The sequence below is a fragment of the Pseudomonas sp. FBCC-B1565 genome, assembly GCF_059133265.1.
In genome coordinates this window covers 251,028-266,961 of record NZ_CP101438.1, presented here as the reverse complement: position 1 = coordinate 266,961, position 15,934 = coordinate 251,028, and the positions used below count along the sequence as shown (strand labels likewise).

Genomic DNA, 15,934 nt, shown 5'->3' with positions numbered 1-15,934 from the left:
GTGTGAATATGTGCGCTGACCTGTGGAGCTTTGCCCTTTCGACTTACGCCCGCTCAGGGTGCGAGGCCGCTTGCCTGCGCTTGCAGGAGCAAGGTGCGGACGTGTGCCTGCTGCTGTGTGGTGCGTGGCTGGAGCAGCGCGCGGTGACAGCGACCGCTGAACGTATGCAGGCACTCAAACAAATCGCCAGACCCTGGCAGGCACAGGTGATTGCACCGTTACGACAGGTGCGCATGCAATGGCGCGCCATGGCGCAGCAGGATGAGGATATGGCGGGGTTACGCGAACGGGTCAAGGCCCTGGAGCTGGACGCCGAACGGCAGTTGCTGGCACGCCTGGAAGCGTTGGCACAAACGTGGCCGACTGGCGATGCGGGGGACCGGCTAGGGTGGCTGGAAGGACTGGCGGCTGAGGATGCCGCCAACCTTGACCACGACGCGCTGCATCAGCTGCGCGTCGTGGCCACCAGCACTTAGGAAGCGCTGGTTGGAGTGGCGCTTGGCGCTACCGGGGCAGGCGTGCTGCTGGCCGGAGCAGTTGGAGCGGTGGATGCAGCCGGGGCGGCAGCAGGAGTTGCTGGCTTGGCAGCAGCCGGTTTGGCGGCTGGCTTAGCGGCTGGTTTCGCAGCAGCAGGTTTAGCCGCTGGCTTGGCGGCTGGTTTTGCAGCAACAGGTTTAGCCGCTGGCTTGGCGGCTGGTTTCGCAGCAGCAGGTTTAGCCGCTGGCTTGGCGGCTGGTTTCGCAGCAGCAGGTTTAGCCGCTGGCTTGGCGGCTGGTTTCGCAGCAACAGTTTTAGCAACTGGCTTGGCGGCTGGCTTTGCAGCAGCGGTTTTAGCAGCTGGCTTGGCGGCTGGCTTTGCAGCAGCGGTTTTAGCAGCTGGCTTGGCGGCTGGTTTCGCAGCAGCAGGTTTAGCCGCTGGCTTGGCGGCTGGTTTCGCAGCAGCGGTTTTAGCAACTGGCTTGGCAGCTGGTTTTGCAGCAGCGGTTTTAGCAGCTGGCTTGGCGGCTGGTTTTGCAGCAGCGGTTTTAGCAGCTGGCTTGGCGGCTGGTTTTGCAGCAGCGGTTTTAGCAGCTGGCTTGGCGGCTGGTTTTGCAGCAGCGGTTTTAGCAGCTGGCTTGGCGGCTGGCTTTGCAGCAGCAGGTTTTGCTACGGCTTTAGCGGGTGCCTTGGCAGCAACAGCTTTGCTCGCCGGCTTCTTCGCCGCGCTCGCTGCAACAGCTTTGGCTGGGGTGCGAGCGCCCAACACCTTAGCCACGGCTTCCTTCACACGACCAACGCCCTGGGCCAGTTTCAGGCTTTCCTGAGCATCTTTTTTCAGTTGGGAAATGTAGGCGCGGGTTTCAGCTTGGCGATCCTTGAGGGCGTCCAGCAGATCCTCAAGTTCTTTGACAGCGTCTTTGGCTTTGGCTTGTGCCTTGGCCTTGCCGGCAGTAGCGGCGTCTTGCAGTTTGGTGCGGGATTTGTGCAGCTTTTCTTGCGCTTTACCGCGTTGTTTTTCCAGCTTGGCGAGCAGTTTTTCTGCATCGGCCAACGCTTGGGAACAGGCGCTTTCCAGATGTTCGAGCAAGCTGCCCGAGAGTTGTTGGAGTAAATGCAACGGGGTATTAACAGGCTTCTGTTTGGCCGACATGGTTTACCTCCTGGCTGACGTGGGTGCGGCTCATACTAGCCCTCTGCTCTTACCGCCGCTAGGGCATGTTGACAGTATCGTTTGCCTTGCGTTGCACCGTGAGAAAATTCTTATCGATATAACGAAAATACGCGGCACTTTTGACGTCACCACACTGGCATAATCCGTTGCACTTTCGGCGGGAGGATGCCCATGTCGCGTTACCTTTTTCTTGTGCTCGGCCTGGCAATTTCGGTGGCCAATGCGAGCGAACAATCGCCGGTAAAAAACCCTGGGCAGAACCAGCACGACCTCGCCTACAGCCTGGGCGCCAGCCTCGGTGAACGCTTGCGCCAGGAGGTTCCCGACCTGCAGATCCAGGCGCTGATCGACGGCCTCAAGCAAGCCTATCAAGGCAAACCCCTGGCGCTGGACAACGCACGCATCGAACAGATTCTGGCCCAGCACGAAGCACAAAACGAAGCTGATGCGCAGGCACCTCAAAGCGAAAAAGCGCTCGCGGCCGAACAACAATTCCTGAGCAAAGAAAAAGCCGCAAAAGGTGTGCGCGAATTGGCGGATGGCGTCCTGCTCACCGAACTCACCCCAGGCACTGGCGACAAGCCGAGGGCCAGCGACCAGGTTCAAGTGAAGTACGTGGGACGGCTACCCGATGGGACAGTGTTCGACCAGAGCGCGCAACCTCAATGGTTTCGCCTGGACAGTGTGATCAGCGGTTGGAGCAGCGCGTTGCAACAGATGCCGGTGGGCGCCAAATGGCGCCTGGTGATTCCATCAGCCCAGGCCTATGGCGCCGACGGTGCCGGCGAATTGATTCCGCCCTATACACCCCTGGTGTTCGAGATCGAATTGCTCGGTACCCGACACTGAGGCAATAAAAAACGGTGCGCCATGCGCACCGTTTTTTTGTACCGCCGTCGTGGATCAAGCTTGAGTAGCAGACTCTTCCTTGTGGGCGTTGTGCAGCACTTCGATCAAGCAGTCTTCGAGTTCGAATCGCTCGTGAAGCAACGCGCCCAATTCTTTGAATTTATCCGCCACGCAGTTACCGGCATCACACAGGTCGGTGAACTCCAGCAGCTTCTCGGTGATGACATCGATACGCGGGTAGATGGTCTCCGCCAAGTCCAGGCCACGCTGATCGTCGAAGGCCTCCGCCTCCTTGGTCAGTTGCTCGTAGACACCGAAATGGCCGGCTGACACGTAGTCAACCAACACACCACAAAAGTCCTGCAACGGTTCACGGTTCTCGGCCAGTGCTTCAGGCTTGGCGCCAAGAGCATCAAAGGCCCGAACCAGTTCGTGACGTGCCTTCAACCAGCTGTCGATCAGCTTGTGCACCCCACCCCAGCGTTCCTGAGCATTCTGACAACTTTCCAGCATGATGATCTCTCTTCCCTAATAGGGGCGCTGCCGCCTGGTGCCCGCGCAACACTTCAAGGATAAAGCAGCAGCCGGACAAGGCCGCATCTGACAAACGGTTTCAACAACACGTGCGGGCCAGATTATGCCCGCATGACTATGGCTTCAAGGTACGCAGGAGAGAAAGTTCATACAAGTGTTTAATCCCGCCCTACAAACTGCGACCCGATATCAGCGCCTCGCCAGACGCAAACGTTGGCTCAAAAACAGCTGTGAAAATTGCATGACGCCCAGTATCAACATCCCAATGAAGAACAGCAGGCTCCACTCCGGCAGGCTCAAGTCAAACAGCGTCCAGTTGATCTCAACGCAGTCGACGGTGCCTTTGACAGTCAATTGCAGAGCCTGCCAAAACGACAGGTTTTCGATCATGTAATGCAGGCTGGGCCAGCAATCAGCCGACTGTCCCGGTGCGGCGTTTTGCAGCAGTACTTGGCGTATGGCGGTAATGGCACCCAGCAGTGCGAAGCCCATGCTCGCCAGCCCATACAGGTAGATAACCAAGCGCTTGGGGTGATGGAGGGCGGCGACCAGATTGACCAATGTGAAACCGGCCAGGAAACCCCGTTGCATCTGGCACAGAAAGCAAGGACGCAACGAGACCCCGAACTCGAGGTAAAACGAGGCGCCCAATGTCAGCGCACCCGCCAGGAACGCAAGGACATACAAGGAGCGTGAAGGGGCCAAAGACATGCTTTATCCGCATCGCGAAAGATAGGTCGCTACGGTAGAGGAAAGGCCTGACCGCTTTCAATACATGCTGGAGCAGACGATTCCGCGAGAGAGTAAGGAGATCCCGCCAGAAGATGGAAGACTTTGGACAACAGAGTGTCGGACTTTGCCCACAATCGCGCTGATAGCCGCTTTCTGAGGTCCTGAGGGATTGGCTGCCAGAACTATCCGAGCCAACCCTCGCCTGTCTTCCTACCTCAAACCCGCGCCGGGACGGGCAGCGGTGAAGCCAGCAAACGGTTATCCAGCAACCCCAGCCCTTCCTGGAACAATTGGTTACTGCGCTCGGTGTCACCCAGTTGGGCCAACAAGCGCGCCAGCTCGGCGCAGGCCTCAGGGTTGCGCTGCACCTGCAGGCTGCTTTCCAGATAATCCCGCGCCTTGCCCCACAAACTGTTTTGCAGGCACAGACGGCCCAACGTCAGCAGCAGGCTGGCATCGCCAGGATGATCCTTCAGCCAACCTTCGGCAAACTTCAGCTGCCGAGCCGGATCGCTGCCACGCAACAGACCGTACAGCCGGATCAGGTGGCTGTCGTAACCACGCTTGATCGCGCCACGCAATGCTTCCTCAGCCTTGGCGTCGGCACCCAGTTGGCGCAATTGCTCGGCGTAAGCCAGGACCAATTGCGGCTCCTGACGCTGTGCGGAGGTGAGTTGTTGCCAAGCCCGTTCAAGGGACTGCAAGCCGGCCTCGCCCTGTTCTTCGCGTTGGGCTGCAAGGCTGAGGTTCTCGCCCCACGCACGACGCTCAAGCTCGGCCAGTTCACTGGCGGGCAAGACTTTATCCTTGCGCAATTCCGGCAACAGGCGGATCACCGATGACCAGTCGCCCCGCTGCTGATGCAAGCGCTGCAATTGGCGCAGCACCTGCGCATTATGGGGATGGCGCTCGTGCATCGCTTGCAAGGTGGTCAGCGCACCCTCTGTATCACCACGGTCCAGTTGCAGCTGGGCATGGCTCAAGGCAACCGCCAGCTCGGCCTGGGGCTGACGCTCCAGGGCACGCTCCAGCAAACCATCAGACTCTTCGTAGCGCCCCTGTTCATTGGCAGCACGGGCTGCGCCGAGGTAGTACAGCAGCGGCTGACGCTCGGCTTCGGCAGCGCGGTGCAGGTGACGCTCGGCGCTGGCCCAGCGGCCTTCGGCGAGGTCCATCTGGCCTTGTTCGATGGCGATCTGCACGCGGCGGCTGCGGTTGCGCCGTGACCACGGGTTGACCACGCCACCGGAAGTGGTGACCAGGCTCAGCAGCACGCGGATCAGATAGATCGTCAAACCCATGGCAAACACCGCCACCACGGTCGCCCACAGGCTCGACTCGTAATGCAGCACGTGCGGATAGGTGACCAGCACGTAGCCAGTGTGTTTCGAAATGCCCACCGCCAGCGCCAGCGCGATGGCAATCGCCAGCACCAGGATCACATAGAAACGTTTCATCGGCTCTACTCCTGCTTCGCCGGCGTCGCCGCCGCCTTGGCTTCGTCGGCAGACAGATGACGCCGCTCAAGGTACGCCTGCACAGCCGCCAGGCTCGCAGCCAGGTCCGGCGTCACTACCGACACCGCCTTGGGCTCAAGCTCGGCGATACGTGCCAGCATCGCCTTGCTCTGCGGGTTGTCCTGGTTGAAGTTGTCCTGCAAGACGCTGCGCGCTTCGCCCAAGGAGCGGCTGTAGACCGCCGACTCACCATTGAGCGCAGCCCATTGTGCTTGCTCCAGGGCCAGGCTCAGGGCCAGGCGCACCTGGTTCAAGCCTTGGCCGGCCAGCAGCGGACGAATGTTGTCGTCCGGGTTGAAGTCGATGCGGAAGTAGCGGGAAATCTGCTCCCACCATTGGCTCCAGCGGCTTTCGGTGTCCGAGGTCGGGCGTCCTTGGGAAGCCGGCTCGGTCAACTGATATTCAGGGGCGATGGCCGCCAACTGCACGACCTGGTCGCGCAAGGCCGCCAGTTGCAGGTACAGCCCGGTGCGGTCCGGCTGCTCGGTGCTGCGCAGCGCGGCAAGGCTCTTGGCCAATTGTTCGCGGGCAGCGTAGGAGCCAGGGTCGCTTTGTTCGCGAAGAATCTCGTCGGCACCCTGCACCAATGCCTGGGCGCTGTTGATATCTTGAAGGGCAGAAAGGCGCAGGCTCGCCAGGCGAATCAAGTGTTCGGCCTCGGCCAGGCGCCAGTCCTTACGGCTGGCGCCCAGCACGGTTTCCAGGCGCTGGCTCAGGCGTTGCTGGTCGCCCTGCAACTGGGCCACCAGGCGACGGCGCTCCTCCAGCTCATCCGCACCCGGTAACTGCGCCAGGCGCGCCGCCAGTTGTTGCTGGCCTTGCTTGAGGGACTGGGACTGGTCATCGAGGGCCTGCACCTGGCCCAACTTCTGTTGGCTGCTGGCCTGCAGGGCGCGGACCTGCCAGATCCCCCAACCGCCGGCGGCAACACCGGCGGCGCCGAGCAGCAGGGCGATGATTGCCAGGCCATTGCCACGGCGCGGCGCGGTGACCGGTGACTCAACCGGCGCATCAAGCGCGGGCTGGGCTTCATCTTTAGGCAAGGCTGTTTCGCTCACGTATCCGTCCTTTGCGTTTCAGAGAGTGGGAACGGTATAGCTCCGTATCGCCACTAACAAAGCCGCGGCACTCGCACCACGACAATCCACAACTTTTTCTGCACCGGCGGCCCGCGCCATCTCCTGGACTCGCGGGCTCGGCACGAACAACGGTAGCTGTGCCACTTGGGGCCAATCGGCTCCGGCCAGGGCTTGCAGGTGTAAAAAACCCTGCCCACTGCTGACCACCAGGCCGTTCAAGCGTTCCAACTGGATGCGTTGCATCAGTACCCCGGCGTCGTAGGCCGGCAGGAAACGGCGATACAACTCCAGGTAGTCGACACTAGCACCTTGCTCACGCAAACGCTCCGCCAGCAGCTCACGCCCCCCCTCGCCTCGCAGGATCAAGACCTGGGCATCAGGGCGTGCGATAGCCTCGCGCAACGCAGGCAATTGAAGCAAGGCCTCGCTGTCGTCGCCAGTGGGGGGATAGTGAACGTTGAGGCCGTGATCAGCCAATACCTGCGCGGTGGCGGCGCCGACACTGAACCATGGCAACTGCGGCCATGCGCGATCCAGCTGCGCGACCGCAAGTCGCGCCGCCGGCTTGCTTACTACGATCACCGCGCAGTAGCGGCTCAGGTCATGGAAGACAGCCTGCTGTTCAGGAGTGACAGGCAGCGGTTCAATATCCAGCAACGGCAAGCTGCTGCTGAAAACCCCCGCATCGGACAACGTGGCCGCCAGGGCCATCGATTCCTCGGCAGGCCGCGTCAGCAGCACACGCCATTCGGTCACTGCGGGCCGGCCTCGCCGTAGACTTTTTGCAGAATGGCACCGGCGCCCTTCTCCAGCAGCGCTTCAGCCACCTGGATACCGAGGGCCGTGGCATCCCGTTGCGGGCCACGGACCTCGGCGGCCAGCAGGGTGCCGCCTTCCGGATCACCCACCAGGCCACGCAACCACAGGTTTTCACCTTCGAGCACGGCGTAGCAAGCGATCGGCACCTGGCAACCACCATTAAGGTGCTTGTTCAGGGCGCGCTCGGCCGTGACGCGCACTTCGGTATCGTGGTGATCGAGGGGTTTGAGCAGGGTATGGATTTCGCTGTCGGCGGTGCGGCATTCGATACCCACGGCGCCTTGTCCACCAGCGGGAAGGCTATCCTCGACGCTAATGGCTGAGGTGATACGGTCTTCAAAGCCCAGGCGGATCAAGCCGGCGGCGGCGAGAATGATCGCGTCATATTCACCGGCGTCCAGCTTCGCCAGGCGGGTGTTGACGTTGCCGCGCAGGAAGCGAATCTGCAGGTCCGGGCGGCGAGTCAGCAGCTGTGCCTGGCGGCGCAGGCTCGACGTACCGACGATGCTGCCCAGGGGCAACTCATCCAACGATGCATACGTGTTGGAAACGAAGGCGTCACGCGGGTCTTCACGCTCACAGATGCAAAACAGGCCCAGGCCTTCGGGAAAGTCCATGGGTACGTCTTTCATCGAATGCACGGCGATGTCGGCTTCATTTTCCAGCAGCGCGGTTTCCAGTTCCTTGACGAACAGGCCCTTGCCGCCGATCTTCGACAGTGGCGAGTCGAGCAGCTTGTCGCCGCGACTGACCATGGGCACCAGGGACACCTTCAGGCCAGGGTGGGCCTGCTCCAGGCGTGCTTTGACGTATTCGGCCTGCCACAAGGCCAGGGCGCTTTTACGGGTGGCGATGCGGATTTCGCGAGAGGACATGGATCAATCCGTACTGAATAGATACGGCAGATAATAACAGCTCAGGCAAATACGCTTTGATTTGAATCAGCAAGTGCGGGGCCTCCCTGGCCACGTCGCACCGGGATATGGAATGCAGGCCTCGCTACAGCCCGTGGGCTAAAGCTGCTGCATCATCTTGCGCACACCGGCCACATGCCGTCGGCTGACGATCAACGCGTCGCCGTTAAGGCCTTTGAGGAATAGCTGGAAATGCCCCAGGGGCGTGCGCTGCAACCGTTCGATGCGCTCACGGGCCACCAGCGCGTTGCGGTGGATACGCACGAAGCGGTCGCCGAATTCATCCTCAAGCGCCTTGAGCGGTTCATCGAGCAACACTTCGCCGCCCTGGTGACGCAGCGTCACGTACTTGTGATCGGCAATAAAATAGACCACTTCACCCAGCGGGATAAGTTCGATGCCTTTGCGGGTACGGGCGCTGATATGACTGCGTGGCCCGTTACCACTTTGGGCGGCAGGCTGAGTCAGGGCGGCAAGCTGGACGCGCGTTGGGCGCTCAGCCTTTTTGAGGGCCTTGAGCAAGGCGTCACCCACCACCGGTTTGGTGAGGAAGCTGACACCGCTGGCTTCCAGCGTTTCCGCGGAAAACTCTTCACCGGCTGCGCAAAACACCACGGCAGGTGGCGACTCTCGTTCGCTCAATCGAGCCGCAACTTGCAAGCCATCGAGGCCCGGCATACGGATATCGAGCAACACCACATCCGGCTTGAGGCTGTCGATCAGCGTCAACGCCTCTTCGCCCGTGGTGGCGCTCGGTTCTAATACTGCGTAACCCTCGAGCTCACTGACCAGACGGCTCAGTCGCTCGCGGGCTTGGGGTTCGTCATCAACGATCAGGACATTCATATTGCGCTGGATTCCTGCGTGAGTCTCGCACAAGGATAGCGTAGACAGGTGCGGTGACTTGCGTCACAGCGATCCACGCTAAGACTAGCGCGAGCGGCAAAAAGTGCCCTGAGAGTGGCACCCATATTTACCCGGACCTGTTCAATAGCGCCCAAGACCTGCTGCCTTCGGGCATCGTCGTAGGGTTTGCTGATACACAATCCGAATACCCCCCTTTTTTAATGGATAGTCTGGGCTCTGACCGCATTACCCGACTTTGGTGCATTCACACACTATCAGTCCAACTGTAGACGCTCGCTGAGACGACATTGCTCAATCGTCAAATATCGTTTCAATAAAGCCCCTTCGCTCAGTCTCGTCCTGGACGCGGTCGGCGGCAAGGCACTTAGCCATCCTTTGCACAAATAAAAATGCCGACGACCCGCAGCACCGCGTCCACGAGCAACCCTGTTATTATCGCCGGAACACTTCCATGCCTCTTTATTAAGCAGATCACGAGCGAATCCATGAGCACCGACAAGACCAACCAGTCCTGGGGCGGCCGCTTCAGTGAACCCGTCGACGCCTTCGTCGCCCGCTTCACCGCCTCCGTCACCTTCGACCAGCGCCTGTACCGCCACGACATCATGGGCTCCATCGCCCACGCGACGATGCTGGCCAAGGTCGGCGTGCTGACCGATGCCGAGCGCGATAGCATCATCGACGGCCTGACCACCATCCGTGGCGAGATCGAAGCCGGCACGTTCGACTGGCGCGTCGACCTGGAAGACGTGCACATGAACATCGAGGCCCGCCTCACCGACCGCATCGGTGTGACCGGCAAAAAGCTGCACACCGGCCGTAGCCGTAATGACCAGGTGGCCACCGATATCCGCCTGTGGTTGCGTGACGAGATCGACCTGATCCTGTCCGAAATCACCCGCCTGCAGAAAGGTTTGCTGGAGCAGGCCGAGCGTGAATCGGACACCATCATGCCGGGCTTCACTCACCTGCAGACCGCGCAACCGGTGACCTTCGGCCACCATCTGCTGGCCTGGTTCGAAATGCTCAGCCGCGACTACGAGCGCCTGGTGGACTGCCGCAAGCGTGCCAACCGCATGCCTCTGGGCAGCGCCGCTCTGGCCGGCACCACTTACCCGATCGACCGCGAGTACACCGCACAATTGCTGGGCTTCGACGCCGTTGGCGGCAACTCGCTGGACGGCGTGTCGGACCGTGACTTCGCCATCGAATTCTGTGCCGCCGCCAGTATTGCGATGATGCACCTGTCGCGCTTCTCCGAAGAGCTGGTGCTGTGGACCAGCGCGCAATTCCAGTTCATCGACCTGCCGGACCGCTTCTGCACCGGCAGCTCGATCATGCCGCAAAAGAAAAACCCCGACGTGCCCGAACTGGTGCGTGGCAAGAGCGGCCGCGTGTTCGGCGCCTTGATGGGCCTGCTGACCCTGATGAAAGGTCAACCCCTGGCCTACAACAAGGACAACCAGGAAGACAAGGAGCCGCTGTTCGACGCCGCCGACACCCTGCGAGACTCGCTGCGCGCGTTTGCCGACATGATCCCGGCGATCAAGCCCAAGCACGCGATCATGCGTGAAGCGGCGCTGCGCGGGTTCTCTACCGCAACCGACCTGGCGGACTATCTGGTGCGCCGTGGCCTGCCGTTCCGCGATTGCCACGAAATCGTCGGCCACGCTGTGAAGTACGGCGTGGACACCGGCAAGGACCTGGCGGAAATGAGCCTGGAAGAACTGCGTCAGTTCAGCGACCAGATCGAGCAGGACGTGTTTGCCGTGCTGACCCTGGAAGGCTCGGTGAATGCCCGTAACCACGTGGGCGGGACTGCGCCGGCGCAGGTAAAAGCCGCAGTGGTGCGCGGCCAGGCCCTGCTCGCCAGCCGCTGATCCTTGTGGCGAGCAGGCTGGCCCCGCGTTGGGCTGCGAAGCAGCCCCAAAAACTGACACCGCGCAATGCCTGACAGAGCGCGGTGTTCTTACTTGGGGCCGCTACGCAGCCCAACGCGGGGCCAGCCCGCTCGCCACAAATTCGCGCAACTTCAGAATCTATTTTTTTGCCGCAATCATCGCCATAAACGCCGGCATTGCCGCCTCTCTGTCCGCTGCAACTCGCTGCGCATTGGGCATCGCATGCAACTTCTCCAGCAACGCCTTGGCCTTCGGCAGTTCAGCCAACAAATCCAGGCCAAACAGTTTCTCGCCCACCGCACAGGCGAGGTTCACGCTGTACATGAAGTACAAATCCGCAATCGTGAAGCTTTCCCCCGCCACATACGGCGCGAACTTGCCGTGCCTGCTCAGCGCACCGACCCCCAGTAGCAACTCGGACCTGGACTTCTCCTTGATCGCCTCCGGCACCGGCATGCCCATAAACGCTTCGGCGTAACACGCGCGGGCCGGCAGCTCGATGTACAACTCGATCTCCCTGCACAGCGCCAGCACCTGGGCTCGCTGGAACGGCTCGGCGGGCAGCAGCGAAGGCCCTTCCTGGGTCTGTTCGATGTATTCGAGGATCACGCTGGTTTCGTTGATAAACCCCTGCTTGACGCCGAGGACCGGCACCTTGCCACGTGGGCTGACCGCAAAGACATCGGGGGTCTGCCCGGAGAAAAAAGGCACCTCTTCGAAAGGCAGCCCTTTCTCCAGCAGCGCCAGCTTGACCATGTTGTAGTAGTTACTGACCGAAAATCCGTAGAGCTTGAGCATTGCAGGTGCCTCCAGGCCGGGAATGGGGTTGGCTGCAAGGGTTATAGCCCCGAGGGCCCGGCCTTGCCAGCAGCATCAGCCGCCTGAATGGGGGTAGACTGGCGCCCTTTCCTTGAGGAGCCTGCCATGAGCGAGCCGACCGATATCGACAACGACGAAGAAGAATTCGCCGAAACCACCCTGATCGAAGCGATCGAAAACCAGATCGAAAGCGAAAACCCACCGGCGGCCAAAGCCACGTTCAACAAGCTGACCCTGGTGGGTTACGAACGTGAAGAGATTCTGCAACTGATGGCCCACGTGCTGGCTGTCGAAATCGATGCGCTGCTGGAAGAAGACCGCGCCTTCAATACCGAATGGTATGAAACTGCACTGCGCGCCCTGCCAGAACTGCCTCCGGAAAAGCAATAATCCAGGGGCGCAGCAACACGCTGGACAGTTCGGCAAAGTGCGTTCACCTTATGGCCTGCTAGCCTCTAATAAATTCTTAGAAAGTCTGGAGTCCTTATGTCGTATACCCCTGAGTTGGTTGCCGAACTGGAAATCCTTGTGCTCTTCCCATTGGACAGCACCAAGGAAGGTCTGAAAGTTCACCAGACCGCTGCGCCCACTGCCATCGCCGCTGCCATGCGCCTGCACGCGAAAGGACTTATCGACCAACCGGACGGGGGCTACCTGACCAGCCTTGGCCGGGACGCTGCAGAACAAGCCCAGACCCTGCTGACTATCTTGACCACCGCCACCACCAAAGAAGCCGCCTGATACCTGACACCGCCCATGGAGTCCGCCCCGTGCGGATTCCGAGGGCGTTGCCGTGCACGCGCAAAAAATCTGACGTCAAAAACCATTTCTCTCTAAACCTCCTACGCTACTGGCTGTAAACTCCTACACGGCTGCCCACGTCGGGCCCTGCGAGCCACCGACCTCGACATGACCCGCACCCATGAAATCCGCCCCGACCTGGACGAAGGCATCGACCGCAAGGTGCTGGCCCAATTGCGTGCGCGTTTCATGGCCCTCAACGAAGGCCGCATGGCCCGGGCTGTCGAAGGGCTGACACCGCGCCAGCAAAGCGTGCTGACCTTGTTGCCGCTGTTCTTCCACGTCAATCACCCGCTGCTGCCTGGCTATGTGTCGGGCAGTACACCGGCCGGCCTCTCGAATTTCGAGCCCGACGCCCAGGCGTTGACCGAAGCCCAGCGCCTGACCCGCTCGTTCTCCTACAAGCCACGCCACGGCAACCCACCACGGCCGATCCACGGCCTGTTCCTCATGGGTAGCCTTGGCACCCTGGCCCAGGCCGACCAGAGCGACATGGACGTGTGGGTGTGTCACGCCCCCGATCTCGGCGAAAACGAACTGGCCGAACTGCGCAAGAAATGCCAGCTGCTGGAAGCCTGGGCCCTGACCATGGGCGCCGAGGCGCACTTCTTCCTGATCGAGCCGACACGCTTCGTGCTCGGTGAGCGCGACACCCAACTGAGTTCCGACGATTGCGGCACCACCCAGCATTACCTGCTGCTGGACGAGTTCTACCGCACCGCCATCTGGCTGGCCGGGCGTACGCCGATCTGGTGGCTGGTGCCGGTATATGAAGAGACTCGTTATGCCGAGTTCACCCACACGCTGATTTCCAAGCGCTTTATCCGCGCCGACGAAACCCTGGACCTTGGTCACCTGGCGCGCATCCCCCCGGGCGAGTTCATCGGCGCCGGGCTGTGGCAACTATTCAAGGGCATCGAGTCGCCCTACAAGTCGGTGCTCAAGCTGCTGCTGACCGAGGTCTACGCCAGCGAGCACCCGAACGTGCACTGCCTGAGCCTGCGTTTCAAGCGGGCGGTATTCGCCAACCAGATGGATCTGGATGAGCTGGACCCGTACATCGTGGTGTACCGCCGCATCGAGGAATACCTCAAGGCCCGCAACGAGCCCGAGCGCCTGGAACTGGTGCGGCGCGCGCTGTACCTGAAGGTCAACCGCAAACTCAGCGCCGGCCAGCGCAGCACCAGCTGGCAACGCCTACTGCTGGAGCGCCTGGCCCATGAATGGGGCTGGGACCAGCGCCAACTGACACTGCTGGACAGTCGCAGTCAATGGAAAGTGCGTCAGGTTGCTTCCGAGCGCCGGGCGCTAGTCAACGAGCTCAATTACAGCTATCGCTTCCTGACCCAGTTCGCCCGCACCGAACAGACCGTCAGCCTGATCAACAAACGCGACCTCAACGTATTGGGCCGGCGCCTGTACGCCGCCTTTGAACGCAAGGCCGGCAAAGTCGAGTTCATTAACCCCGGCATCGCCCCGGACTTGGCCGAAGACACCCTGACCCTGGTGCAATCACCCAATCGCAAGGAGCCGGGCCAGCACCACTGGGGCCTGTACAACGGCAACCTGACAGCCCTGGAGTGGGAGCACTTCGCGCCGATCAAGCGCAGCCGCGACCTGCTGGAGATGCTCACCTGGTGCCATCGCAACGGCGTGATCGACAGCAGCACCCGCCTGGCCCTGCACCCCGGCACCAGCGACATGACCGAGTTCGAGCTGTTCAACCTGCTGGGCAGCCTGCAACAGAGCATCGCCCTGCCCCTGGCCAGCGTCGATGAAGAGCGCCTGCTGCGCTCGGCAGTACCCGAGGAAGTGCTGCTACTGATCAACGTCGGCGTCGACCCGCTCAAGCACCACCGCGACCTGAACATCCTGATGACCACCGAGCGCACCGACTCCCTGAGCTATGCCGGGGTGCGCGACAACCTCGTGCTGACCCTGGACCAAGTCACGCTCAATAGCTGGAACGAGGTGATGGTCAGCCGCTACGACGGCCCTCACGCCCTGCTCGACTGCCTGCGCGACTACCTCAACCAGTTGCCGGCAGACCATCTGCCACGGCTGCGGGTGCGCTGCTTCTGTCACAACCGTGCGCAGTTCATTGCCCAGCGCGTGGAAGAAATCTTCGACACCGCGCAGAACCTGCTGCTGGGCCAGGGCAATCATCGTTACCTGCTCCAGGTGCAGCAGCACTATCACGTGATGGAGTTGATACCGGGCCAGGCCACTCACGTGTCACTGCCGACCCAGGAGGCGCTGATCGCCTACCTCAGCGAAGAACTGGCCAGCTACAGCCCGCTGCACCTGGACGCCATGGCTCTGGAAGACCATGACCTGGCGCTGCTGCTGCCGATGGGCCTGGCCGATTGTGTGCAGGTGTTTTACCGGGTCAACGAGGGCTTCGCCGAGCTGTATGTGCTGGATGAGTTCAACGCGCTGTGGCAACAGCGCTTGCCGTTCCATGACGAACAGAGCCTGCTGGCGCCGTTGCAGCGTTTCTTGCAGTCGATCATTTATCGCCGCGACGCGCTGTCACCGCTGGACCCGCATGAGCCACTGGGCGCAGTGCAAACCTTGTATTACCAACTGTTGCCGTCGGGCAGCGGTCGCGCGCGCGGCATCGAGCCTCGTCCTGCGCCGTTGAACCCGGTGAACAAACCGTTCTATGACGTGCATGCGATTATCGGCAAGGCAGCGCTGGGCCAGGTGGGGATCACCCTGTACTGCAATCAGCGGGAGTTTTCCGAGCTGGAATTTGGCGACCAGTTGTTTGCGGTGGTCGCCCAGGAAATCGTCGGGCAACGCCGGGAGCCCGAACGTTACCGCTGCTACATCACCGACCTCGACCTGTCCGGCCTGCTCGGTGATGTGCAAAGCCCAAGCAACCTGTACCTGCGGTACAAGGCCGAGCTGGAACTGTCGCTCAACGAGGCGCTGGGCCAGATTTAAAGGGGGAAGGCACCGCCGTCTTTAGGCTGGCCTTCAACACTGAGCAATTCCAGCTTGAGCGTCTTGCCACCCGGGGCCGGCCAGTCGATGTGCTGGCCAACCTGCAGACCCAGCAAGGCGCTGCCCACCGGCGCCAGGATCGAAATCTTGCCTTCATCGGCATTGGCGTCTTTCGGGTAGACCAGGGTCAAGTGGTAATCCTTGCCGCTGCCTTGCTCACGGCAATGCACGCTGGAGTTCATGGTCACGACACCCGCAGGCACTTCATCGTGGCCAACCACTTCTTCGGCGCGGTCGAGTTCGGCTTGCAACGCTTCGACGCCGGGAGATTCGTCGCCCAGGCGGTCGATCAGTTGCTCCAGACGCTGCACGTCAAGACGGGTGAGGATGATGGACGGTGCGGTGGTCATGATTCAGGCAGACTCCTTTTTTCTGCACAAAAAAGCAAAACCCCGCCAGGAAAGGCGGGGTTCTCACGGGCCTCGATGAGTTGAGGCGTATC

The 15,934-nt window shown here is 61.2% G+C and carries 16 protein-coding genes; 6 read left to right on the top strand and 10 right to left on the bottom strand.

Annotation, left to right across the window (positions count from 1 at the left end; all coding sequences use genetic code 11):
- Positions 1 to 8 precede the first annotated feature (8 nt).
- A complete protein-coding gene (locus tag NL123_RS01155; RefSeq protein WP_494357076.1) occupies positions 9 to 476 on the top strand; it encodes a TIGR02444 family protein in 468 nt (155 codons plus the stop codon).
- Here the strand turns inward: NL123_RS01155 and NL123_RS01150 are convergent.
- Positions 473 to 1,630, bottom strand: coding sequence for an AlgP family protein (locus tag NL123_RS01150; protein WP_494357075.1), 1,158 nt, complete (start codon positions 1,628 to 1,630; stop codon positions 473 to 475). The genes NL123_RS01155 and NL123_RS01150 overlap by 4 nt on opposite strands.
- Positions 1,631 to 1,822: 192 nt before the next feature.
- On the opposite strand from NL123_RS01150, the gene NL123_RS01145 reads away from it, so the two are divergent.
- On the top strand, positions 1,823 to 2,500 hold the full coding sequence (locus tag NL123_RS01145; RefSeq protein WP_248485291.1) for an FKBP-type peptidyl-prolyl cis-trans isomerase: 678 nt from the start codon (positions 1,823 to 1,825) through the stop codon (positions 2,498 to 2,500).
- 54 nt (positions 2,501 to 2,554) lie between these two features.
- Here the strand turns inward: NL123_RS01145 and NL123_RS01140 are convergent, their stop codons facing one another.
- The 7 genes from NL123_RS01140 to NL123_RS01110 all read right to left on the bottom strand — a co-directional run bounded on the left by NL123_RS01140 (position 2,555) and on the right by NL123_RS01110 (position 8,941).
- Positions 2,555 to 3,013, bottom strand: coding sequence for an Rsd/AlgQ family anti-sigma factor (locus NL123_RS01140; RefSeq protein ID WP_058424204.1), 459 nt, complete (start codon positions 3,011 to 3,013; stop codon positions 2,555 to 2,557).
- A gap of 210 nt (positions 3,014 to 3,223) precedes the next feature.
- Positions 3,224 to 3,745, bottom strand: a complete 522-nt coding sequence (locus tag NL123_RS01135) for a disulfide bond formation protein B (RefSeq protein ID WP_248485292.1) — start codon at positions 3,743 to 3,745, stop codon at positions 3,224 to 3,226.
- Between the two features lie 236 nt (positions 3,746 to 3,981).
- On the bottom strand, positions 3,982 to 5,223 hold the full coding sequence (locus NL123_RS01130; protein ID WP_248485294.1) for a heme biosynthesis protein HemY: 1,242 nt from the start codon (positions 5,221 to 5,223) through the stop codon (positions 3,982 to 3,984).
- Positions 5,224 to 5,228: 5 nt separating this feature from the next.
- Positions 5,229 to 6,341, bottom strand: coding sequence for a uroporphyrinogen-III C-methyltransferase (locus NL123_RS01125; RefSeq protein ID WP_494357074.1), 1,113 nt, complete (start codon positions 6,339 to 6,341; stop codon positions 5,229 to 5,231).
- 18 nt (positions 6,342 to 6,359) lie between these two features.
- Positions 6,360 to 7,118: a uroporphyrinogen-III synthase gene (locus NL123_RS01120; protein ID WP_494357073.1), complete on the bottom strand. Its 759-nt coding sequence runs from the start codon at positions 7,116 to 7,118 to the stop codon at positions 6,360 to 6,362.
- Entirely contained in the window at positions 7,115 to 8,056 is a 942-nt protein-coding gene (gene hemC / locus NL123_RS01115) for a hydroxymethylbilane synthase (protein WP_248485299.1), read from the bottom strand. The genes NL123_RS01120 and hemC overlap by 4 nt, the downstream gene beginning before the upstream one ends.
- A 138-nt stretch (positions 8,057 to 8,194) precedes the next feature.
- Positions 8,195 to 8,941, bottom strand: coding sequence for a LytR/AlgR family response regulator transcription factor (locus NL123_RS01110; protein ID WP_179028619.1), 747 nt, complete (start codon positions 8,939 to 8,941; stop codon positions 8,195 to 8,197).
- Positions 8,942 to 9,447: 506 nt separating this feature from the next.
- Between NL123_RS01110 and argH the strand changes: the two genes are divergently transcribed.
- Positions 9,448 to 10,842 carry an argininosuccinate lyase gene (gene argH / locus NL123_RS01105; protein WP_071488042.1) on the top strand — a complete coding sequence of 465 codons (1,395 nt, stop codon included), beginning with the start codon at positions 9,448 to 9,450 and terminating at the stop codon, positions 10,840 to 10,842.
- Positions 10,843 to 11,001: 159 nt separating this feature from the next.
- On the opposite strand, the gene NL123_RS01100 is transcribed toward argH, so the two are convergent.
- A complete protein-coding gene (locus tag NL123_RS01100; protein ID WP_494357072.1) occupies positions 11,002 to 11,661 on the bottom strand; it encodes a glutathione S-transferase family protein in 660 nt (219 codons plus the stop codon).
- Between the two features lie 126 nt (positions 11,662 to 11,787).
- On the opposite strand from NL123_RS01100, the gene NL123_RS01095 reads away from it, so the two are divergent.
- The 3 genes from NL123_RS01095 to NL123_RS01085 all read left to right on the top strand — a co-directional run bounded on the left by NL123_RS01095 (position 11,788) and on the right by NL123_RS01085 (position 15,432).
- Positions 11,788 to 12,072 (top strand): hypothetical protein, encoded by a 285-nt coding sequence (locus NL123_RS01095; RefSeq protein WP_010207441.1) that lies wholly within the window; start codon positions 11,788 to 11,790, stop codon positions 12,070 to 12,072.
- A gap of 96 nt (positions 12,073 to 12,168) precedes the next feature.
- Positions 12,169 to 12,423 (top strand): TIGR02647 family protein, encoded by a 255-nt coding sequence (locus tag NL123_RS01090; RefSeq protein WP_248485305.1) that lies wholly within the window; start codon positions 12,169 to 12,171, stop codon positions 12,421 to 12,423.
- Positions 12,424 to 12,591: 168 nt separating this feature from the next.
- Positions 12,592 to 15,432 (top strand): class I adenylate cyclase, encoded by a 2,841-nt coding sequence (locus NL123_RS01085; RefSeq protein WP_494357071.1) that lies wholly within the window; start codon positions 12,592 to 12,594, stop codon positions 15,430 to 15,432.
- Here the strand turns inward: NL123_RS01085 and rnk are convergent.
- The gene (rnk, locus tag NL123_RS01080) at positions 15,429 to 15,842 is read right to left on the bottom strand and encodes a nucleoside diphosphate kinase regulator (RefSeq protein ID WP_058424215.1); all 414 of its coding nucleotides are present in this window, start codon (positions 15,840 to 15,842) and stop codon (positions 15,429 to 15,431) included. The two genes, NL123_RS01085 and rnk, sit on opposite strands and share 4 nt — an antisense overlap.
- Positions 15,843 to 15,934: the final 92 nt, after the last annotated feature.